The organism is Catellatospora aurea (assembly GCF_042663325.1).
Lineage (GTDB): Bacteria > Actinomycetota > Actinomycetes > Mycobacteriales > Micromonosporaceae > Catellatospora > Catellatospora aurea.
This window is the reverse complement of record NZ_JBHTAC010000023.1, coordinates 12,433-33,596: the sequence shown is the minus strand read 5'-3', so window position 1 is coordinate 33,596 and position 21,164 is coordinate 12,433. Positions and strand designations below refer to the sequence as shown.

17 protein-coding genes are annotated in these 21,164 nt (G+C 71.6%); 12 read left to right on the top strand and 5 right to left on the bottom strand.

Annotated elements, in window-relative coordinates; all coding sequences use genetic code 11:
- Positions 1-25 precede the first annotated feature (25 nt).
- From argS to ACFQO7_RS21910, 7 genes are all read left to right on the top strand, one after another.
- Positions 26-1,669 carry an arginine--tRNA ligase gene (argS, locus tag ACFQO7_RS21940; RefSeq protein WP_376808100.1) on the top strand — a complete coding sequence of 548 codons (1,644 nt, stop codon included), beginning with the start codon at positions 26-28 and terminating at the stop codon, positions 1,667-1,669.
- Between the two features lie 6 nt (positions 1,670-1,675).
- On the top strand, positions 1,676-3,061 hold the full coding sequence (lysA, locus tag ACFQO7_RS21935; RefSeq protein ID WP_376808099.1) for a diaminopimelate decarboxylase: 1,386 nt from the start codon (positions 1,676-1,678) through the stop codon (positions 3,059-3,061).
- A 44-nt stretch (positions 3,062-3,105) separates the two neighbouring features.
- On the top strand, positions 3,106-4,392 hold the full coding sequence (locus ACFQO7_RS21930) for a homoserine dehydrogenase (RefSeq protein ID WP_376808098.1): 1,287 nt from the start codon (positions 3,106-3,108) through the stop codon (positions 4,390-4,392).
- A gap of 184 nt (positions 4,393-4,576) precedes the next feature.
- Complete coding sequence (gene thrC, locus ACFQO7_RS21925; protein WP_376808097.1) at positions 4,577-5,626, top strand: threonine synthase; 1,050 nt, start codon at positions 4,577-4,579, stop codon at positions 5,624-5,626.
- 89 nt (positions 5,627-5,715) lie between these two features.
- Positions 5,716-6,933 (top strand): MFS transporter, encoded by a 1,218-nt coding sequence (locus ACFQO7_RS21920; protein ID WP_376808096.1) that lies wholly within the window; start codon positions 5,716-5,718, stop codon positions 6,931-6,933.
- Between the two features lie 151 nt (positions 6,934-7,084).
- Entirely contained in the window at positions 7,085-7,951 is an 867-nt protein-coding gene (locus ACFQO7_RS21915; RefSeq protein WP_376808095.1) for an SPFH domain-containing protein, read from the top strand.
- Positions 7,952-7,960: 9 nt separating this feature from the next.
- The gene (locus ACFQO7_RS21910) at positions 7,961-8,155 is read left to right on the top strand and encodes a type II toxin-antitoxin system antitoxin (protein WP_376808094.1); all 195 of its coding nucleotides are present in this window, start codon (positions 7,961-7,963) and stop codon (positions 8,153-8,155) included.
- A 42-nt stretch (positions 8,156-8,197) separates the two neighbouring features.
- On the opposite strand, the gene ACFQO7_RS21905 is transcribed toward ACFQO7_RS21910, so the two are convergent.
- Positions 8,198-8,557 carry a hypothetical protein gene (locus ACFQO7_RS21905; RefSeq protein ID WP_376808093.1) on the bottom strand — a complete coding sequence of 120 codons (360 nt, stop codon included), beginning with the start codon at positions 8,555-8,557 and terminating at the stop codon, positions 8,198-8,200.
- Between the two features lie 176 nt (positions 8,558-8,733).
- Here ACFQO7_RS21905 and thrB point away from each other — a divergent pair, with 176 nt between their 5' ends.
- The 3 genes from thrB (at position 8,734) to ACFQO7_RS21890 (ending at position 15,730) form a co-directional block, all read left to right on the top strand.
- The gene (gene thrB / locus ACFQO7_RS21900; protein WP_376808092.1) at positions 8,734-9,636 is read left to right on the top strand and encodes a homoserine kinase; all 903 of its coding nucleotides are present in this window, start codon (positions 8,734-8,736) and stop codon (positions 9,634-9,636) included.
- A 384-nt stretch (positions 9,637-10,020) separates the two neighbouring features.
- The gene (rho, locus tag ACFQO7_RS21895) at positions 10,021-11,943 is read left to right on the top strand and encodes a transcription termination factor Rho (RefSeq protein ID WP_376808091.1); all 1,923 of its coding nucleotides are present in this window, start codon (positions 10,021-10,023) and stop codon (positions 11,941-11,943) included.
- Positions 11,944-12,337: 394 nt separating this feature from the next.
- Positions 12,338-15,730, top strand: coding sequence for a phosphodiester glycosidase family protein (locus ACFQO7_RS21890; RefSeq protein ID WP_376808090.1), 3,393 nt, complete (start codon positions 12,338-12,340; stop codon positions 15,728-15,730).
- A gap of 170 nt (positions 15,731-15,900) precedes the next feature.
- Here ACFQO7_RS21890 and ACFQO7_RS21885 read toward each other — a convergent pair whose 3' ends face one another.
- From ACFQO7_RS21885 to ACFQO7_RS21875, 3 genes are all read right to left on the bottom strand, one after another.
- A complete protein-coding gene (locus tag ACFQO7_RS21885; RefSeq protein WP_376808089.1) occupies positions 15,901-16,488 on the bottom strand; it encodes a Uma2 family endonuclease in 588 nt (195 codons plus the stop codon).
- An 88-nt stretch (positions 16,489-16,576) separates the two neighbouring features.
- Positions 16,577-17,458 carry a phosphatase domain-containing protein gene (locus ACFQO7_RS21880; protein ID WP_361043304.1) on the bottom strand — a complete coding sequence of 294 codons (882 nt, stop codon included), beginning with the start codon at positions 17,456-17,458 and terminating at the stop codon, positions 16,577-16,579.
- Positions 17,459-17,478: 20 nt separating this feature from the next.
- Positions 17,479-18,570 carry an RNA ligase gene (locus tag ACFQO7_RS21875; RefSeq protein WP_376808088.1) on the bottom strand — a complete coding sequence of 364 codons (1,092 nt, stop codon included), beginning with the start codon at positions 18,568-18,570 and terminating at the stop codon, positions 17,479-17,481.
- Between the two features lie 184 nt (positions 18,571-18,754).
- Between ACFQO7_RS21875 and rpmE the strand changes: the two genes are divergently transcribed.
- Complete coding sequence (gene rpmE / locus ACFQO7_RS21870) at positions 18,755-18,979, top strand: 50S ribosomal protein L31 (protein WP_360520943.1); 225 nt, start codon at positions 18,755-18,757, stop codon at positions 18,977-18,979.
- Between the two features lie 84 nt (positions 18,980-19,063).
- Positions 19,064-20,152 (top strand): peptide chain release factor 1, encoded by a 1,089-nt coding sequence (gene prfA, locus ACFQO7_RS21865; RefSeq protein WP_376808087.1) that lies wholly within the window; start codon positions 19,064-19,066, stop codon positions 20,150-20,152.
- 223 nt (positions 20,153-20,375) lie between these two features.
- Here prfA and ACFQO7_RS21860 read toward each other — a convergent pair whose 3' ends face one another.
- The gene (locus tag ACFQO7_RS21860) at positions 20,376-21,164 is read right to left on the bottom strand and encodes an ABC transporter permease (protein WP_376808086.1); all 789 of its coding nucleotides are present in this window, start codon (positions 21,162-21,164) and stop codon (positions 20,376-20,378) included.

Genomic DNA, 21,164 nt, shown 5'->3' with positions numbered 1-21,164 from the left:
AAGTCTACCCGGTTAGCATGGCCGGGTGACTCCCGCGAATATCGCCGATGCTGTCCTGACCGCCGCAAAAGCCGTCTTCACGGCCCGCGGCCTCGACCTGGCGGCCCTGCCGGCGGCGGCGACGGTGGAGCGTCCGCGCAACCCGGAGCACGGCGATTACGCCACCAACCTGGCTCTTCAGGTCGCCAAGAAGGTCGGCGCGAACCCGCGCGACCTCGCCTCGGCCCTGGCCGGGGAACTCAGCAAATTCACAGGGATCGCTGCTGTGGAGATCGCCGGGCCGGGCTTCCTCAACATCCGGGTGGACGCGGCGGCGGCGGGGGAGCTGGCCCGCCTGGTCGTCACCCAGGGCACGGCGTACGGGCACGGCACGGCGCTGGCGGGGCTGCGGCTGAACCTGGAGTTCGTGTCGGCGAACCCGACCGGCCCGATCCACCTGGGCGGAGTGCGCTGGGCCGCGGTCGGCGACGCGCTCGCGCGGCTGCTCAAGGCGGCGGGCGCGGACGTCACCACCGAGTACTACTTCAACGACGCCGGGTCGCAGATCGACCGGTTCGCCAAGTCGCTGCAGGCCGCGGCCCGCGGCGAGGCGACGCCGGAGGACGGCTACGGCGGCGCGTACATCGCCGAGATCGCCGAGGCGGTCAAGGCCAAGCATCCCGGCGCGGACGACCTGGAGACGTTCCGGGTCGAGGGCGTCGAGCTGATGTTCGCGCAGATCAAGTCGTCGCTGGCCGAGTTCGGCACGCACTTCGACGTGTACTTCAACGAGAAGGACCTGCACACCAAGGGCGAGCTGGACCTGGCCCTGGAGCGGCTGCGGGCGCAGGGGCACATCTACGAGGCCGACGGCGCGACCTGGCTGCGGACGACCGACTTCGGCGACGACAAGGACCGGGTGCTGCGCAAGAGCGACGGCGAGTGGACCTACTTCGCCGCCGACTGCGCCTACTACCTGGACAAGCGGGAGCGGGGCGCGGAGAAGATCGTGATGATGCTGGGCGCCGACCACCACGGCTACGTGGGGCGGATGCGCGCCATGGCGGCGTGCTTCGGCGACGACCCGGACGTCAACCTGGAGATCCTCATCGGGCAGCTGGTCAACCTGGTACGCGACGGCCAGCCGATGCGCATGAGCAAGCGCGCGGGCACCGTGGTGACCATGGAGGACCTGGTCGACGCGATCGGAGTGGACGCCTCCCGCTACGCCCTGGCCCGGTACAGCATCCACTCGCCGATCGACATCGACGTCGACCTGTGGACCCGGGCGACCCGCGACAACCCGGTCTACTACGTGCAGTACGTCGCCGCCCGCTCCGCCAGCGTCGCCCGCAACGCGGCCGAGCTGGGGCTGACCAGGGACGTGGGCGAGTTCGACCCGGCGCTGCTGGCCCACCCGAAGGAGCTGGAGCTGCTCAAGGCGCTCGGCGATTATCCGGCCGTGGTGGCCGGCGCGGCCGAGCTGCGGGAGCCGCACCGAGTGGCGACCTACCTGGAGACCCTGGCTGGGGACTATCACCGCTTCTTCGACAACTGCCGGGTGCTGCCCATGGGGGACGCACCGATCGAGCCCGTCAACGTCGCCCGGCTCTGGCTCAACGACGCCACTCGCACCGTCATCGCCAACGGCCTCGGCCTGCTCGGCGTGACCGCCCCTGAACGGATGTGAACGACCTTGCGCGCACATGAGGCCGGTGCCCTGCACGGAGACTTCGGGCACCAGGGACCTTCCTGGCTGCGTACACCCGCCGATGTGAACGAGCTGATGACGCCGCTGTGGCCGCGGACCGCGACCAAGGACGACGCGGGTGTGCTGCGGGTCGGCGGCCGGGACGTGACCTCCCTGGCCGAGGAGTTCGGGACGCCGGCGTACGTGCTGGACGAGGAGGACTTCCGGGCCCGCTGCCGCGACTTCAAGCAGGGCTTCGCGGGCGCGGACGTGTACTACGCGGGCAAGGCGTTCCTGTGCCGGGCGATCGTGCGCATCCTGGTCGAGGAGGAGATGAACCTCGACGTGTGCAGCGGCGGCGAGCTGCGCACCGCGCTGGCCGCGGGCATGGACCCGGCCCGCATCGCGCTGCACGGCAACAACAAGTCGGTACGCGAGCTGACCCGCGCCGTCGAGAACGGGGTGGGCCGCATCGTGGTCGACTCGTTCGACGAGATCGAGCGCCTGTCGGCGATCGCCCGCGAGCGCGGGGTCCGCCCGCGCGTCATGATCCGGGTGACCGTCGGCGTCGAGGCGCACACCCATGAGTTCATCGCGACCGCGCACGAGGACCAGAAGTTCGGCTTCTCGCTGGCGGGCGGCAAGGCGTTCGAGGCGGCCCGGCTGATCCTGGAGCAGGACACGCTGGAGCTGCGCGGCCTGCACTCGCACATCGGCTCGCAGATCTTCGACACGTCGGGTTTCGAGGTCAGCGCCCGGCGCATCCTGACCCTGCAGGAGCGCATCCGCACCGAACTCGGCGCGGAGCTGCCCGAGCTGGACCTGGGCGGCGGCTTCGGCATCGCGTACACCAGCCAGGACACGCCCTCGCCGGCCGCCGACCTGGCCGAGCGGATGTTCAAGATCGTGGCGGACGAGTGCCGCGGCCTGGAGCTGGCCCAGCCGCACCTGTCCGTGGAGCCGGGCCGGGCGATCGTCGGCCCGTCCACCTTCACGCTGTACGAGGTCGGCACGGTCAAGCCGCTGGACGGCCTGCGCACGTACGTGAGCGTGGACGGCGGCATGAGCGACAACATCCGCACCGCGCTGTACGACGCGTCGTACTCGGCGACGCTGGCGTCACGTGCGTCACAGGCGGAGCCGATTCTTGCCCGCGTGGTGGGAAAACATTGTGAGGCGGGGGACGTGGTGGTGAAGGATGAATTCCTGCCTGCCGACGTCCGGCCCGGAGATCTTATCGCGGTGCCCGGCACGGGTGCCTACTGCCGGAGCATGGCCAGCAATTACAACCACGTGCCGCGGCCGCCTGTCGTGGCGGTGCGGGACGGGCAGGCGCGGGTGATCGTGCGCAGGGAGACCGAGGACGATCTCCTGGCGTTGGACGTGGGGTAGGGCGCGATCTCGCCCCTGCCAGGTTGAGCGTTACGGGAGACGAAGTGGCTGACTCGGTCAAGGTGGCGTTGCTGGGATGCGGCGCCGTCGGCTCGGAGGTCGTACGCCTGCTGCACGAGCAGGCCGACGACCTGACGGCGCGTATCGGCGCCCCCGTCGAGCTGGTCGGCATCGCCGTACGCAGAGCGGGTCGGGACCGGGGCGAGCTGCCGGTCAGCGCTAACCTGTTCACCACGGACGCCCTCGGCCTGGTCAAGCGCGACGACGTGGACGTGGTCATCGAGGTGGTGGGCGGCATCGAGCCCGCCCGCACCTGGCTCGTCGAGGCGCTGCGCGCGGGCAAGTCCGTGATCACCGGCAACAAGGCGCTGCTGGCCGAGGACGGCGGCAGCCTGCACGACGCCGCCGCCGAGGGTGGCGCGGACCTGTACTACGAGGCGTCGGTGGCGGGCGCGATCCCGCTGCTGCGCCCGCTGCGCGAGTCCCTGCACGGCGACCGCATCACCCAGGTCACCGGCATCGTCAACGGCACCACGAACTTCATCCTCTCCGCGATGGACGCCACCGGCGCGGGTTTCTCCGAGGCCCTCGAAGAGGCGACCGCGCTGGGCTACGCCGAGGCCGACCCGACCGCCGACGTCGAGGGCTTCGACGCCGCCGCGAAGGCCGCGATCCTGGCCGGCCTCGCCTTCCACACCCGGGTGAAGGCCGCCGACGTGTACCGCGAGGGCATCACCGAGGTCAGCGCGGCCGACGTGGCCAGCGCCAAGGCCATGGGCTGCACGATCAAGCTGCTGTGCATCGCGGGCCGCACCGCCGACGGCGGCGTCAGCGTCCGCGTGCACCCGGCGATGATCCCGCGCACCCACCCGCTGGCCGGGGTCGGCGAGGCGTTCAACGCCGTGTTCGTCGAGGCCGAGGCCGCCGGTCAGCTGATGTTCTACGGCCGCGGCGCGGGCGGCGCTCCGACCGCGAGCGCCGTGCTCGGTGACCTGGTCGCCGTGGGCCGCAACCGCCTGGCCGGGGTGCGGGCCGCCAGCGAGTCCGCCTACGCCGACCTCCCTGTCCACCCGATGGGCGAGGTCCGCACCCGCTACCACGTCTCCCTCGACGTCGCCGACCGCGCCGGCGTGCTCGCCGCGGTGGCCGGCGTCTTCGCCCGCCACGACGTCTCCATCGCCACGGTGAACCAGTCCGGCCGCGGCGACGAGGCCGTCCTGGTCATCGTCACCCACTCCGCCCCCGACAGCGCCCTTGCCGCCACCGTCGCCGAACTCCGCACCCTCGACTTCGTCCGCGCCGTAGCCTCCGTCCTCCGCGTCGAGTTCTAGCCCAGGCCCGCCCGGACGGCCCGAGGCGGTGATCATGAACTTATGGCACGGGTCGACGGCGTGTCGGTGGCACAAGTTCATGATCGACGGTGGAGGATGCGCGCGTCTCGCTGCGTGGAACCCGAGTGGAGTTACGGGCGGAGAGGCGGCAAGGTACTCGATGACACTCGGTAAGGAGGCCAGCATGTGGCGTGGGTTGATCGAGCAGTACCGGGACCGGCTGCCGGTGACGGACAAGACGCCCGTGATCACGCTGCACGAGGGCAACACGCCGCTGGTGCCCGCGCCGGTGCTGTCCGACCGCACCGGGTGTGACGTCTACCTGAAGGTCGAGGGCGCGAACCCGACCGGCTCCTTCAAGGACCGCGGCATGACGGTCGCCGTCTCCACCGCCGTCGAGCACGGCGCGAAGGCGATCATCTGCGCCTCGACCGGCAACACCTCCGCCAGCGCCGCCGCGTACGCCGCCCGCGCCGGCATCACCTGCGCCGTGCTCGTGCCGCAGGGCAAGATCGCGCTGGGCAAGCTCGCCCAGGCGCTCGTGCACGGAGCCAAGCTGCTGCAGGTCAGCGGCAACTTCGACGACTGCCTGGCGATGGCGGGCAAGCTGTCCCAGGACTACCCGGTGGCGCTGGTCAACTCGGTGAACATCGACCGGCTGCACGGGCAGAAGACCGCCGCGTTCGAGATCGTCGAGGCGCTCGGCGACGCGCCGGACATCCACTGCATGCCGGTCGGCAACGCCGGCAACATCAGCGCGTACTGGCTGGGTTACACGGAGGACGTCGCCGCAGGCAACGCCACGAAGACCCCGAAGCTGTACGGCTTCCAGGCCGCCGGCTCCGCCCCGATCGTCAACGGCGCGGTCGTGCCGAACCCGTCCACGATCGCCACCGCGATCCGGATCGGCAACCCGGCCTCGTGGACCAAGGCCCTGGACGCGCGCGACGCGTCGGGCGGTCTCATCGACGCGGTCACCGACCGGGAGATCCTGTCGGCGTACCGGCTGCTCGCCCGGGAGGTCGGCGTCTTCGTGGAGCTGGGTTCGGCGGCCAGTGTCGCGGGCCTGCTGCAGGCGTCGGCGGCCGGCAAGGTGCCGCACGGCTCGCGCATCGTGTGCACGGTGACCGGCCACGGGCTCAAGGACCCGGAGTGGGCCATCTCCACCGCGCCCGCCCCGACCACCATCGGCAACGACCCGCTCGCCGCCGCCCGCGAACTCGGCCTCGCCTGACCCGTCCATGACGTGCACCCCGTGGATCGGGGTGCACGTCACAGCGTGCCCGTGATCCGTGAGATCGCTCTCAGGTGTACGGTGCCTACGTGCTCAGGGTCCTTACGCGTAGCGCCGACTTCCGCCGCCTGTTCCTCGCCGAGGTCATCGTCTTCGGAGCCGACTGGTTCGTCATGGTCCCGCTGCTGGTGCTGCTCAACCGGGAGACCGGCCAGGGACTCTGGGGCGGCCTCGCGCTGGCCGTGGAGACCGGCACCGTCGCGCTGCTGCTGCCGTACGCGGGCACCATCGCGGACCGGTTCAACCGCAAGCACATCCTGATCGCCTCGAACCTCTCCGCGCTCGTCGCCGTCGGCGGCCTGTTCCTGGTGCGCGGCCCCGGTGCGGGCCCGATCGCGCTCGTCGCGCTGGGCGCGCTCGCTGCGGCGAAGGCGTTCTACACCCCCGCTGCCAACGCGTCGGTGCCCAACCTGGTGGACCCGGCCGACATGGGCCCGGCGATGGCCGTCAACGGCACCGCCTGGGGCACCATGACCGTGGTCGCCTCGTCGCTGGGCGGCCTGGTCACCGAGTGGCTGTCCCCGTACGCCTGCTTCGGCCTGGTCGCGGTCAGCCTGTTGACCTCGGCGCTGCTGACCTCGCGGATCAAGCGGCCGACCCAGGGCCTGCTGCCGACGGTGTCCCGCCCGGCGTTCGCGGCGATCCGCGAGGCGCTGGGTTACCTGCGTCGCGAGCCGCGGCTGCTGGCCCTGGTCACCGTGAAGTCGGCGGTGGGCACCGGCAACGGCCTGCTGGCCACGTTCCCGCTGATCGCGGCGACCTTCGGGGTGGGCGCGCGGGGGCTGGGCCTGATGTTCGCGGTGCGCGGCCTGGGCAGCGTGGTCGGCCCGTTCCTGTTCCGGGCGGCGCTGGCCCGGCCGCACTGGCTGTTCCCGGCGCTGGCGCTGTCCATGTCCACCTACGGCCTGGTGTACGTCGGCGTGGCCGGGGCGGGCTGGTTCCCGCTCGTGCTGGCCGGCATCTTCCTGGCGCACGCGGCCGGCGGCGGCAACTGGGTGATGTCGAACTACGCCATCGCGCAGGAGGTGCCCGACGAGCTGCGCGGCCGGGTCAACGCCACCGACACGATGATCGCCATGCTCGCGGTGACCGCCTCCCAGCTGGTCGTGGGCGCGTTCGTCGACTCGGTCGACTGGCGGGTGCTGGTCGCCTGCTGCGGCGTCACCACGCTGTCGTACGCGATCGGCTGGTTCCTGGTCACCCGCCGCATCCCCACCCAGACCCCGGTGCCGGCGCTCGCCGACTGACGCCTGCCGCCGCTCGACTTGCCGGGCAAGTGGGCGAAAGCGGGTCAAGATACGCACGGGTGCCAGGCAAATCGGGCGATCTTGACGGGAAGCGAAGTGGCTTGACACGTCCTGCTAGCTTGGTGATATCACTTCGACATGAGGAGTCGCCATGCAGCATAAGGCGTTCCGGATCTCCGGGTTCATCATGGTCCTCGTGGCGCTGCTGGTGGCAGCCGCAACGATCGCCGTCGTCGCCGTGAACGTGGGCGTGTCCGGCAGCAACGACGCCGCCATCGGCGTGGCCGTCGCGGTGGGCACCCTGCTGCTCGTGCTGATCGCCACCGGGTTCATCGTGATCAGCCCCAACGACGCCCGGGTCATCCAGTTCTTCGGCAAGTACGTCGGCACGATCGGCGAGCCCGGCTTCCACTGGACCTGGCCGCTCACCGAGAAGACGAAGATCTCGAAGCGGGTGCGTAACTTCGAGTCCAACCGGCTGAAGGTCTCCGACGCCGACGGCAACCCCGTGGAGATCGCCGCCGTCGTGGTGTGGCGGGTCGTGGACACCTACGCCGCCAAGTTCGCGGTGGACGACTTCGCGCACTTCGTCGAGGTGCAGGCGGAGACCGCGGTGCGGCACCTGGCCACCAGCTACCCGTACGAGGCGCACGCCAGCGGCCGGGCCAGCCTGCGCGACAGCGCGTCGGTCAGCGACGAGCTCACCGCCGAGCTGCGCGAGCGGGTCATCCTGGCCGGCGTCGAGGTGGTCGAGTCGCGGATCACCCATCTCGCCTATGCTGCGGAGATCGCGCAGGCGATGCTGGCCCGCCAGCAGGCGCAGGCCATCGTCGCGGCGCGGTCCACCATCGTGGAGGGCGCGGTCGGCATGGTCTCCAGCGCGCTGGAGCAGCTGAGCGAGCAGGGCGTGGTCGAGCTGGACGAGGAGCGCAAGGCGCAGATGGTCTCGAACCTGCTGGTGGTGCTCTGCGGTGACCGCAACGCGCAGCCGGTCGTCAACGCGGGCACCCTCTACTGAGGACATCTTGTGCCTGAACGCAAGAAACTGCTGCTGCGGCTCGATCCCGCGGTGTACGACGCGATCGCCCGGTGGGCGGCCGACGATCTGCGCAGCGTCAACGCGCAGATCGAGTACGCCCTGCGGGCCGCGCTGAAATCGGTGGGGCGGCCGGTCGACCGCCCCACCGCGGCCGTGTCCGACGGCGACGAGGACGGCGACTGAACAACCGGCCTCCACAGTGGAGTCCGTTGCCGCGGCGGCGATTCAGGAGATCTCGACGGCGGGCAACGCGGTCGGGCGTCGTCGGCCGACGAACACCGCCGCGATCAGCAGGCTGGTCCAGACCAGGTGGATGAACCAGAAGACGAGGCTGACGACGGTGATCATCGTGTAGCGCGGGCCGCCCCCGCCCTCGATCACCGAGCGGATGCCCCACAGCTGCCACCATGCGCTGGCCATGAAGTCGACCGCGCCGATCGCGGTCGCCGCGACGGTGAGCCAGGTGGCCGCCGAGCCGAGGCGGGCGCGCAGCGCGTATGCGGTGATTCCGGCGGCGATCAGCACGATCGCGTTGACGGTCTGCGGCAGCAGGGCACCGAGCATGGACAGGTCGAACGATTCCACGGCTTCTCCCGAGGGGTGGGCGACCCGCACACCGTATCGAGCGTCGGCCATGCGTCGCCACGCAGGCCGACGGGCGTGCCGGTCACCGGCGGCCCCGGCGAGCGGCCTCCCGAGGAGTGGGCGGGCCCGGCACCGCATCGGCGGGCGGGGGTCGGCGCGGCCCTACCATGACGACCGTGACGATCTCCTTCGCGCCCGGGGCGTACACCGTCCACGCGCCCGCCACCAGCGCCAACCTCGGACCGGGCTTCGACGCCCTGGGCCTGGCGCTGGACCTATGCGACGAGGTCACCGCCTGGGTGGCCGAGGACGGCAAGACCACCGTCGAGGTCACCGGCGAGGGCGCGGGCGAGCTGCCCGCCGACGAGACCCACCTGGTCGTACGCGCCATGCGGGAGACGTTCGCCGAACTGGGCGCCCAGCCGGCGGGCCTGGGGCTGAGCTGCTACAACCGGATCCCGCAGGCGCGCGGCATGGGCTCGTCCAGCGCCGCGATCACGGCCGGGGTGACCCTGGCCAACGCGCTGGCCGGGGGCAGGCTGACCCGGGCCGACGAGGTGCGCATCGCGGGCCGGATCGAGGGGCACCCGGACAACATCGCCCCGTGCCTGCTGGGCGGCTTCACTATCGCCTGGACCGAGGCGGGCGGGGCGCGGGCCGTGGCGCTGCCGGTGGCCGCGGAGATCCGGCCGACGGTGTTCGTGCCCGCCGTACGCGGCCTGACCGCCCACGCGCGGGCCGCGCTGCCCGCCACCGTGCCGCACGCCGACGCCGCCTTCAACGCGGGCCGGGCGGCCCTGCTGACCCACGCCCTGACCAGCGCCCCGAGCCTGCTCTTCCCGGCCACCGAGGACCGCCTCCACCAGGGCTACCGGGCCTCGGGAATGCCGGAGACCGCCGCCCTGGTTGCACAGCTGCGGGAAGCCGGTGTGGCCGCCGTGGTCAGCGGGGCCGGGCCGAGTGTCCTGGCGCTTTCGCCCGTGCCGTCCGGTTTCGAGGCGGGCGGCAGTTGGTTGGCACACACTATCGCGGTGTTCGCTGGTGGCGCCCGTGTGTCGGCGGGTAGGATCCCTGGTTAGAAACCGGGGCGTATCACCTGTCTTTTGCAGCATTTCAGACACGCCGAGTAGCCCGGTGTTGCCGCTGGTCTCAGTCGTTGATTACGCTCTAGGGCAGCACAGCCGCGAAGCGCCCGATCTTGCGGGGCGGCGTTACCGGAGCTCGGTTCAGACGGACACGTTAGCCAGACGGCCGTCCACCCCCAGTCCTATGCCTGCCGCAGACTGATCGCACGCTCCAGGCGTGTCCACGCCGTCGAATATGGACGGCGGCGGAACGCCGTCGTGACTGCGCGAAAACTCCCGTAGCGCTCTGGATGAGCACCACGGGTTTCCGAGGCCGCCCGGCCGCCAACTGTCGTAAGAAGACCCGGGCTGCCCCGGCCAATCGAGGGAAGGAATCCATTGAGCGACACCACCGACATGACGTCGGATGTCTCCCACGTCGCTGACGACGCCTCCACCGGCCGGCGCCGCCGCTCCGCCGGCAGCGGTCTCTCCGCGAAGCTGCTGCCCGAGTTGCAGACCATGGCAGCGGGGTTGGGTATCACGGGCACCGCACGCATGCGCAAGGGCGAGCTGATCGCCGCGATCACGGCCAGCCAGGGCGGTGGCGCACCGCGCCCCCGTGCTGACGTCGCCGCGGCCGCCGCACCGGCTCGCGAGGAGGTGCGGGCCGAGGTCCGCGAGGCGGCGGGCGAGTCCGCGCCGACAGCAGCAGAGGGCACCGAGCCGCGGGGCGAGCGCCGTAGCCGCCGCAACGCTCCGGAGCCCCGTGGTGAGGCGGAGGCGCCGGCGGAGGGCCGCGAGAACCGTCGCGAGTCCCGCCGTGAGCGCGCCGAGCGAGGCGACCGGGGCGACCGTGCCGAGCGCGGTGACCGTGCCGAGCGCGGGGAGCGCAACGCCGACCGCGGCGAGCGCGCCGAGCGGGGCGAGCGTCCTGAGCGCGGTGACCGGCCCGAGCGCGGGGAGCGTGCCGAGCGCGGCGACCGCCAGGAGCGCGGCGAGCGCGCCGCCGACCGTGGCGGCGACCGGGGCAACGACCGCGGTCCCGACCGTGGCGGCTTCGACGGTGACGAGGACGGCGACGGCCGTCGTGGCCGGCGCAGCCGGTTCCGTGACCGCCGGCGTGGCCGCGAGCGCGGCGAGACCGTCGGCGCGGGCGGTGGCGGCGGCGAGCCGCACGTGGGTGAGGACGACGTGCTCGTGCCGGTCGCCGGCATCGTGGACGTGCTGGACAACTACGCCTTCGTGCGCACCACCGGCTACCTCTCCGGCCCCAACGACGTCTACGTGTCGATGTCGCAGGTGAAGAAGTACGGCCTGCGCCGCGGCGACGCCATCACCGGCGCCGTCAAGGCCAGCCGCGACGGCGAGCAGCGGCGGGACAAGTACAACCCGCTGGTGCGCCTGGACACCGTCAACGGCATGGAGCCCGAGGAGGCCCGCCGCCGTGGCGAGTTCTACAAGCTCACTCCGCTGTACCCGCAGGAGCGCCTGCGCCTGGAGACCGAGCCGCACATCCTCACCACCCGGGTCATCGACCTGGTCATGCCGATCGGCAAGGGCCAGCGTGCGCTGATCGTGTCCCCGCCCAAGGCCGGCAAGACCATGGTCCTGCAGGCGCTGGCGAACGCGATCACGAACAACAACCCCGAGTGCCACCTGATGGTCGTGCTGGTCGACGAGCGGCCTGAAGAGGTCACCGACATGCAGCGCTCGGTCAAGGGCGAGGTCATCGCCTCGACGTTCGACCGGCCGCCGCAGGACCACACCACCGTCGCCGAGCTGGCGATCGAGCGGGCCAAGCGCCTGGTCGAGCTGGGTCACGACGTGGTGGTGCTGCTGGACTCGATCACGCGTCTGGGCCGGGCCTACAACCTGGCCGCGCCGGCCTCCGGCCGCATCCTGTCCGGTGGTATCGACTCGACCGCGCTGTACCCGCCCAAGCGCTTCCTCGGCGCCGCCCGCAACATCGAGAACGGCGGCTCGCTCACCATCCTCGCCACGGCGCTGGTGGAGACGGGCTCCATGATGGACACGGTCATCTTCGAGGAGTTCAAGGGCACGGGTAACGCCGAGCTCAAGCTCGACCGGAAGATCGCCGACAAGCGCATCTTCCCGGCCATCGACATCGACCCGTCCGGCACCCGCAAGGAGGAGATCCTGCTGGCGCCGGAGGAGCTGGTCATCGTGCACAAGCTCCGCAAGGTCCTGCACTCGCTGGACTCGCAGGCGGCCCTGGACCTGCTGCTCGACAAGCTCAAGCAGACCCGGACCAACATCGAGTTCCTGATGCAGATCGCGAAGACGACGCCGGGCGAGTAACGCCCCGTCGAACACGGCCGAAGCGCCGGGCAGCCTCACGGCTCCCGGCGCTTCGTCGTATGCGGCCCCGCTCCCGGCCCCGCCTGGTCCGGCCCCGCCCGACCCGGTGCGCCAGGGCTGGCGCGGCGTGCCCGCTTCAGTACGGGTGCGTCGCATACCAAGATCACTCAACTTGCCTGGCAGGTGGGCGAAAGCGCGCTCAAGATACGTACATCTGCCAGGCAACTCGGGCGATCTTACGGGCCGGGCGGCGGTGTGAAAATCGGGGGATGTGCAAGTACCTTTCGAGGTTTATTGTTTGGCTGAAGTTTTCCTTCAGGCATCCGCACTGCCGCGCGCGCCTCTCCGGAGGGGACTGCACTGGCGGCAGCACCCCACACCCCCGGGAGGAACCGTGCCTTCGCGAAGGCGGATACATCCCCTGCTCGTAGCCCTGACCGCGCTCACCGTGACCGCCGGAACGGCCCTGTCGCAGCCCGCGGCGGCCGCGCTGCCCACCCCGGCGGGATCGGGGCAGGATGGCGGCGTCGTGGTCGGACCCGACTACGTGGACACCCCGACCAGCACCCGGCCCGTCGCGCCCGGCGTCACCCTGACCTCGTTCGACCGGTACGACGCCCGCGGTTTCCTGCGCGCCGACGCGCTCACCGTGGACCTGTCCGGCAGCGCCACCGTCGACTACGTGTTCCCGGGCGCGGTCGCCGCCACCCAGCCGCTGTCGCAGCAACTGGCCGCCCGCGACGACAAGCGGGTCGTCGGCGCGGTCAACGGCGACTTCTTCGACATCAACAACTCCGGTGCGGCGCAGGGCGTCGGCATCCAGGGCGGTGAGCTGATCCAGGCCCCGATCGCCGGCCACCACAAGGCCGTCGGCTTCACCGCCGGTGACGTGGGCCGCCTGGTCGAGGTGTACTTCGAGGGCACGGCCACGCCCGACGGCGGCGCGCCGCTCGCGCTGAGCGGCTTCAACACGCACGTCCTGGGTGCGAACGCGATCGGGGTGTACACCGGCCTGTGGGGCGACTTCAGCCGCGCCCGGCCGGTGACCGGGGCGAGCCGGGTCACCGAGGTCGTGCTGCGCGACGGCTCGGTCGAGTCCGTCTCGGCGACGCCAGGCAGCGGAGCGCTCGCCGAGGGCACCCAGGTGCTGCTCGGCCGCGAGGCGGGCGCGGACGCGCTGGCGGCGCTGACCCCGGGCACCCGGGTCGCGGTCGCCTACTCCCCGCGCACCTCCGACGGCGGTGAGCTGACCACCGCCATCGGCGGCAACGCCTGGCTGCTGCGCGGCGGGCAGCTCGCCGACGGGGCGGTCGTGGACAGCGACAACCCGCGCAGCGCGGTCGGCTTCGACGCCACCGGCACCAAGATGTACCTGCTCACCGTGGACGGCCGGCAGGCCGACAGCCACGGGCTCACCCTGCGCGACCTCGCGGTGATGATGCAGCGCCTGGGCGCGCACGACGCCCTGAACCTGGACGGCGGCGGCTCGTCGACGCTGCTGGCCCGCGAGCCCGGCGCCGCCGCGCCGCAGATCGAGAACGCGCCGTCGGACGGCAGCGAGCGGCCCACGCCCAACGGCCTGGCGGTGCTCTCGCCGGTCGGCACCGGGCGGCTGACCGGCTACCGGGTCGAGACCGCGACCGCCCCGATGACCGCGCCGACGCTCAACGACGTACGCGGGGGACGGCCGGACCGGGTCTTCCCAGGGCACTCCCGGCGGCTGACCGCGGCCGGGTACGACGAGACCTACGGCCCCGCGGCGGGCACCCCGTCCTGGAAGGTGTTCCCCGCGCTGTCCGGCCGCGTCGTCGACGGCTCCTTCCGCGGGCTGCTGCCGGGCGAGGCGACCGTCACCGCGTACCGCGGATCGGCGTCCGGGCAGCTCACCATGACCGTGCTGAACCGGCTGGAGCGGATCAGCCCGACCACCGGGCGGCTGTCGCTGGCCGGGACGGGCAGCACCGGGAGCTTCGGCGTGCTGGGCTTCGACCGGGACGCGCTGAGCGCACCGATCGAGGCCGACGAGGTCCGGCTCAGCTACGACACGTCGATCGTGGACATCACCCCGGACGGGGCGGGCGGCTTCCGGGTCACCGGCAAGGCCGACGGCGGCACCGTGGTCGAGCTGACCGTCGACGGCAGGACGACCCGGGTCGGCGTCACCGTCGGTTCGCGCGAGGTGGTCGTCGCGAACTTCGACGACGCCGCCGCGTGGAAGTGCACCACCGCGCGGGCGACCTGCGCGGTGGCCGCCGTGCCGGGCCGTGACGGGCTGGGCCTGCGCATGTCGTACGACTTCACCCAGTCCACCGGCACGCGCACCTCGTACGCGACCCCGCCGGCGCTCATCGAGCTGCCGGGGCAGCCGCTCGCGGTCAGCATGTGGGTCAACCCGGAGGCCGGGCGCGGTGAGTGGGCGCGGCTGCAGGTGTACGACGCCACCGGCGCGCTCGTCCCCGCGTTCAGCGGGCCGTACCTGACCGGCACCGGCTGGCAGAAGATCGAGTTCCCGGTTCCGGCCGGGCTGCAGCACCCGCTCAAGTTCCGCTGGTTCTACCCCGCGGAGATCAAACCGGAGGCCTCCTACACCAATGCGATCGTCATCGACGATCTCGCCGTCAAGCTCCCGGCCACCATCGACGTCCCGGCCGACCCGGCGTACGAGCGCGATTTCGTGATCCGCGACGGCGCGGCGGCCGACGAGCCGTGGCGCTTCGCGGTCATGTCCGACGCCCAGTTCGTGGCCCGCAACCCGGACAGCGACCTGGTCCGCAACGCCCGCCGCACGCTGCGCGAGATCAAGGCCGCCGCGCCGGACTTCCTCGTCATCAACGGCGACTTCGTGGACGAGGCCGCGCCCGCCGACATCGCGCTGGCCAAGCAGATCCTCGACGAGGAACTCGGCGGCACGCTGCCGTACTACTACGTGCCCGGCAACCACGAGATCATGGGACCGGGCAACCTGGACAACTGGCGGGCCGTGTTCGGCGAGACCCACCGCGTCGTCGACCACCGGGGCACCCGGCTGGTCATGCTCGACTCGGCCAGGGGCACGCTGCGCGGCGGCGGGTTCGACCAGGTGCTGATGCTGCGCCAGGCGCTGGACGAGGCGGCCGACGACCCGGCGATCGGCTCGGTCGCGGTGTTCTTCCACCACCCACCCCGGGATCCCACGCCGGTCCAGGCGAGCGAGCTGGCCGAGGCGAAGGAGGTGGCCACCGTGGAGCGCTGGCTGGCCGACTTCCAGTGGTCCTCGGGCAAGGGCGCGGCCATGGTGAACAGCCACGTCGGCACGTTCGCGGCCAGCGAGGTCGACGGGGTGGCGTACCTGATCAACGGGAACTCGGGCAAGGCCCCGTCCACCTCGCCCGCGGAGGGCGGCTTCACCGGCTGGACCATGGTCGGCGTCGACCCGGTCAGCCCGCTGGAGTGGCTGGTGCCCCGGCTGTTCCCGCAGGCCGGAGTGGCGGACTGGTTCCACGCCGAGATCCGCCCGCACGTGGACGCGCTGGACCTGACCGCGCCCGCGACCCTGGCTGTCGGTGCCACCGGGCCGGTGTCCGCCGTGGTCACCCAGGCCGGCCGGGCTGTCCCGGTGGCCTACCCGGTCTCGGCGGACTGGGCGGGCACGGTCCACATCGGCCCGATGCGGACGGCTCCGCGTGACGCGGTCGCCGCGTACGACCCGGCGACCGGGCAGCTCACCGCCCTGCGCCGGGGCGCCGCCACCCTCACCGTGACGGTCAACGCCGTCACCGCCACCACCACCACCATCACCGTCCCCTGACCCGCCGGCCCGGACCCCGCCCAGCCGGGCGGGGCCTGGCCCTGATCAGCAACTCTTAAAGACTCGCGGCCTCAGAGACTCTCTGAGGCCGCGAGTCTTTAAGAGTTGCGCCAGGCGGGAGGGCCGCGCCGGCAGGCGGGGGGCGCGGGGCGGGCGGGGGTGGGGCTCGGTCAGGGGATGAGGTCGGTGACGGGGATGGTGGCCCAGTCGAGGCGGGGGACCGTGATGACGTCGCCGGGGTGGAAGACGCCGGTGGACTCGTACACGTCGGTCTCGTCGAGCTGGTAGGTGTGCACGACCAGCTCGGGCAGCGGCTCGATGCGCCAGTAGCAGGGGATGCCGGCGTCGGCGTACTCGGCGGGCTTGTGTTTGCGGTCGGCGGTCTGCGTGCCGGGGCTGACGATCTCGACGGCGAGCAGCACGGCCTTGGGCGGGAAGCTGAACCAGTCGAGGTTCACCGCGTCCTGGCGCACCACCAGCACGTCGGGATTGCGCCGGTGGTCGTCGGCGATGCGGATCTCCTGCTCGTGCAGCGCGGTCAGGTGCTCCGGGCACCGGCGGAGCAGGCTGGTGACGAGCCTCATCATGACGATCTGGTGCCGGGCTGTGGGAGGCGTCATGACGTGCAGCACTCCGTCCACGAGCTCGATCCGGGGATCCGGGGGCAGGGCGTCGTACTCGTCAGGGGTTACCGTCACCGCGCCCGGCAGCGTGATGTGCGCCCCGTCCTGGGCGACCTTCGGCGACGGCCTGCTCATCTCGTCCTCTCGACCTATGTCTGTCCATCCATGTTAGGAAGGGCACCTTCCACAACCAATAGCGATGGCAAGGTGCCCTTCCTTCGGGTCAGAAGTCGCCCTCGGCGACCTGGAAGACGGTGAGGCCCAGTTCGCGCCACATGCGGACGACCTGGTTGCGGTCGTCGAGGACGGCGACGACGTACCAGGTGTCGCGGATGTGCTCGTCGAAGATCTCGCGCTTGACCACGGAGTCCTTGCGCGGGTCCCCGGTCTCGCGCATGTGCAGGGCGGCGTACGGAACACCGACGTGCTTGTCGAGCCAGGCGGCGGTGGAGTCGCGGCAGGCGTCGACGCGGCCGGAGCAGTAGACGATCGTGTGGCCAGCGGCGTGTAGGGCACGGACGGCGTCGATCACCGGCTGGTGCGGGAGGTCGAGGTGGACACGGGTGTGGTCGTACGGGCTGCGGTCGCCCATCAGCGCGACCGTGCCGTCCAGGTCCACCAGCACCGCCCGGGGCAGGCCGGGCTTCGGCTCGTACACCAGGCGCGGGCCGCGCTGCGGCAGCACCAGCGGCTCGCGGCGGCCGGCGAGGTAACGCTCGTGCATACCCTCGATGACCTCGGGCCCGACCCGCTCGGCCGCGGGCCGGGCCGCGTCGCGCTCCAGGCAGACGGCCAGCGGCACGTCGGTGAAGTCGCGCACGGTCACCTGCGCGCCGCAGTCGATCGCCAGCTCGGCCAGCTCGCGGACGACCCGGGCGCGCAGGTTGGTGTCGTCGCAGATCACGTCCGCGCCCGCCTTCAGCAGCGCCTCGACCTGGGCCCGCTGCGCCACGGTCACCTGCCGCTCCGCCCAGCCCGCGCCGAGGTTGCCGCCGTGCAGCATGCGGCGAAGGTCGTCGCGGTTGACCCGGACGCCGGGCTGCTCCTTGGCCCAGGTGGTCTTGCCCGAGCCGGGCAGGCCGCGGGTGATGGTAAGGGTGGGCATCGCGTCGGCTCCTGTCGTGGTCACTCGTCGTCGAAGGTACGGCCGTGCGGTCGCTCGTCGCCGTCGGGCTTGAGTTCCTCCCACAGCTGGCGGCGGTACGGCTTGCCGTCCAGGTGCGCGAACAGGTACCCGCGCAGCGGGTGCCGCCCGGCGACCATGGCGTAGTCCTTGCGGGCCCAGCCCTCGGGCAGCCCTTCCATGATCTCGTCGTGCGCCTGCTCGACCTGCTTCTCCAGCTCGGCGAGGCCGGCGGTGAGGCGGGTGGCCAGCTCGGTGACCCAGCCGTGGAACTCGTCGGGCAGCGGCTCGGCGATCTCGGCGACCGTCGCCCCCTCGCCCAGCGCCGCCCACACGCCGCGGGCGCTGAGGCCGGTGACGATGCGGTGCAGGTGCACGTACTCCGTGTACTTGATCTTCACGCGGGCGTCCGTGGCGAGCGCGTGCACGACCAGGCCCTCGCGGCCGGGCCGCGCCGGGGCGGCCAGCGCCTGCTCGAACGTCGGGTACGCGAACGTCTCCACCACCGGGCCGGGCCAGCCCGCCACCGCGCCGGGCGGCAGCGAGCGCCCGGTGGCGATCTCCACCGCGCCGAGCAGCACCAGGTCGTTGAGGCCGCCGTAGTCGACCACGATCCGGTTGCCCGGGTAGATGATCTCCACGAGCACCGTCAGCCCGGTCGGCGGCGACCAGTGCGGGTAGCGCTCGCGCAGTAGCGCCGTGGCGTGCCGTGCCTGATCGGAGGCGAACGAGCCGCGGGTGGCCACGGCCGGGCCGTCCGGTGTGACGTAGACGATGCCCAGCGAGCCGTCGGCCTTGTCGGTCACCACCACCGGCTCGTCCAGGCCGATCACGGCCGCGCCCGGCTGCCCGTGGTTGAAGAACTTGACCAGGGGCCGCGCCACCACCGTCCCGGCGGCATCACAGATCAACCCGCGGCACGCCAGTGTCACCTCGTCCCACGCGTTCGCGTACGTGCACTTCTCCGTGTAGTTGTAGATCGTCAGCGGCAGCTCCGGATGGGTCTGCGCGCGGACGAGCCCCTCGGCCATGGCGCGGTCCAGGGCGTCGGGCGGGAAGACAGCGGCGAGGGTCGTTGTTGTGGTGGGGGACATGGCCGGAGACGCTACGAGAATCGCTCGCGAAACGCAGCCGAGTTAGCCGCTGAAGATCGTGATCGGGACGGATGGCATACTGGTCAGTCGGCCACCGGGACTGGTTCACGCCCGAGCTGTCCGGGCGGGCGTCCGGCAGTGATGACAGCGACCCAGCGCCCATGAAAACGAAAGGACCGAGGCTATGAAGTCCGGTATCCACCCGCAGTACAACGAGACCACCGTCACGTGCTCCTGCGGCAACACCTTCACCACCCGCAGCACCGCCAAGGGCGGTTCGATCCACGCTGAGACCTGCAGCGCCTGCCACCCGTTCTACACGGGCAAGCAGCGCGTGCTGGACACCGCGGGCCGGGTGGCCAAGTTCCAGGCCAAGTACGCCAAGGTTCAGAAGAAGGACGCCAAGTAGCTGTCGTGACGACGCCCGCTCCGTGCACGCGGAGCGGGCGTTGTGCTGTTGCAGGTCATACCGCTGTGGAGTGAGGATTCGGACATGAGTAACGAACGGCTCACCGCGCTGCTGGCCGAGTACGCGGAGCTGGAGGCGCGGCTGGCGGACCCGTCGATCCACGCCGACCAGGCCGCGGCGCGCAAGGTGGGGCGGCGCTTCGCCGAACTGACCCCGATCCACAAGACCGCGCACGAGCTGGAGTCGGCCCGCGCCGATCTGGAGGCCGCCCGCGAGCTGGCCTCGATCGACCCCGACTTCGCGGCCGAGGCGGTCTCGCTGGAGCAGCGCCTGCCGGACCTGGAGGAGAAGCTCGCCGAGCTGCTCGCCCCGCGGGACCCCAACGACGCCAAGGACGTGATCCTGGAGATCAAGTCCGGTGAGGGCGGCGAGGAGTCCGCGCTGTTCGCGGGCGACCTGCTGCGCATGTACCTGCGCTATGCCGAGCGCCGCGGCTGGATCACCGAGGTCCTCGACTCCCAGGACTCCGACCTGGGCGGCGTCAAGGACGTCTCGGTCGCCATCAAGACCCGCGGCGTGCCCGACGGCGGCTACGGCGTCTGGTCCCGGCTCAAGTGGGAGGGCGGCGTGCACCGCGTGCAGCGCGTCCCCGCCACCGAGTCCCAGGGCCGCATCCACACCTCCGCCGCGGGCGTCCTGGTCATGCCCGAGGCCGAGGAGACCGAGGTCGAGATCGACGCCAGCGACCTGAAGATCGACGTCTACCGTTCCCAGGGCGCCGGCGGCCAGTCCGTCAACACCACCGACTCGGCCGTCCGCATCACCCACCTGCCGACCGGCACCGTCGTGACCTGCCAGAACGAGCGCTCCCAGCTGCAGAACAAGGACCGGGCGATGCGCATGCTGCGCGCCAGACTCGCCCAGCTCGCCGAGGAACAGGCCCTCGCCGCCGCAGCCGACGCCCGCAAGGCCCAGATCCGCACCGTCGACCGCTCGGAACGCATCCGCACCTACAACTACCCGCAGAACCGCATCACCGACCACCGCATCGGCTACACCGCCTACAACCTGGACCTCGCCATCGGCGGCGACATGGACGGCGTCCTCGAAGCCCTCACCACCGCCGACCGCGCCGCCCGCCTGGCCGGCGAAACCGAACTCTCCCGCGCCTGACGTTCCGCCGCCCACCGCCGCACCGCCACCGCCGTGCTGCGCAGCGCCGCGCCGCGCCGCAAGATCATTCGATTTGCCGGGCACCTGTGCGTATCTTGAACTCGCTTTCGCCCAGGTGCCTGGCAAGTCGAACGACCTTGGTGCGTTCCGCGCCCGGCTTGCCCGCGCCCGGCTTGCCCGCGCCTGGCTTGCGGCGAGCGGAGGGCCGGGTGGGGATGGCCGGTCAGTGGCCGGCGGAGTCGTAGCGGCGCAGGCCCAGGCGGAAGATGAGGCGGGCCAGGAAGATGCAGTACAGGGCGACCAGCGGGGTGAGCAGGCCGATCCAGGCCGATTCCTTGCCCAGCAGCCAGGACGCCGGGAAGTAGCTGATGAAGGCGTACGGGACCAGCACGGTGAAGGTCGCCCGGACTGCCAGGCCGTAGATGCTGAGCGGGTACTTGGCCATGTCGCCGGTGCGGATCAGGGTCATCGCGAAGACGGGGTGGTTGCCGCCGACCCAGAACGACGCCGCGTTGCCCACGACGATCAGTGACAGCAGGATGGCGGCGCTGGAGGCGAAGAGCAGCAGCCCGCCGGCGACGCGGCCGGCGCTCCAGTCGATGTCGGAGTTGGCCAGGCCCCAGGCGATCATCGCGCCGCCGCCGATGAAGTCGCCGATGCCGTGCAGGCCGATGCCCGCGCTGACCACCTGCGTGAGCACCGGGGCCGGCCGGACCAGCGGGTAGTCCAGTTCGCCGTGGTTGATCTTCCCGGCGAGCCGCCAGGTGCCCTCGAAGAAGAGCGGGCCGAGGCCGTTGATGAGGCCGTACGTCCCGGCGAGCAGCACCGCCTCCGGGTACGACCAGCCGTTGAGGGCCGGCACGTGGGCGAAGACGGCGCTCAGGAAGATCAGGTTGAGCACCTGGAACAGCAGCCCGGCGACGATGAGCACCCAGAAGTCGGCCTCGTACTCCAGCACCGCGCGCAGGTGCGCGCCGAGGCTGCGCCGGTAGATCCGCAGCGTGCGACGCAC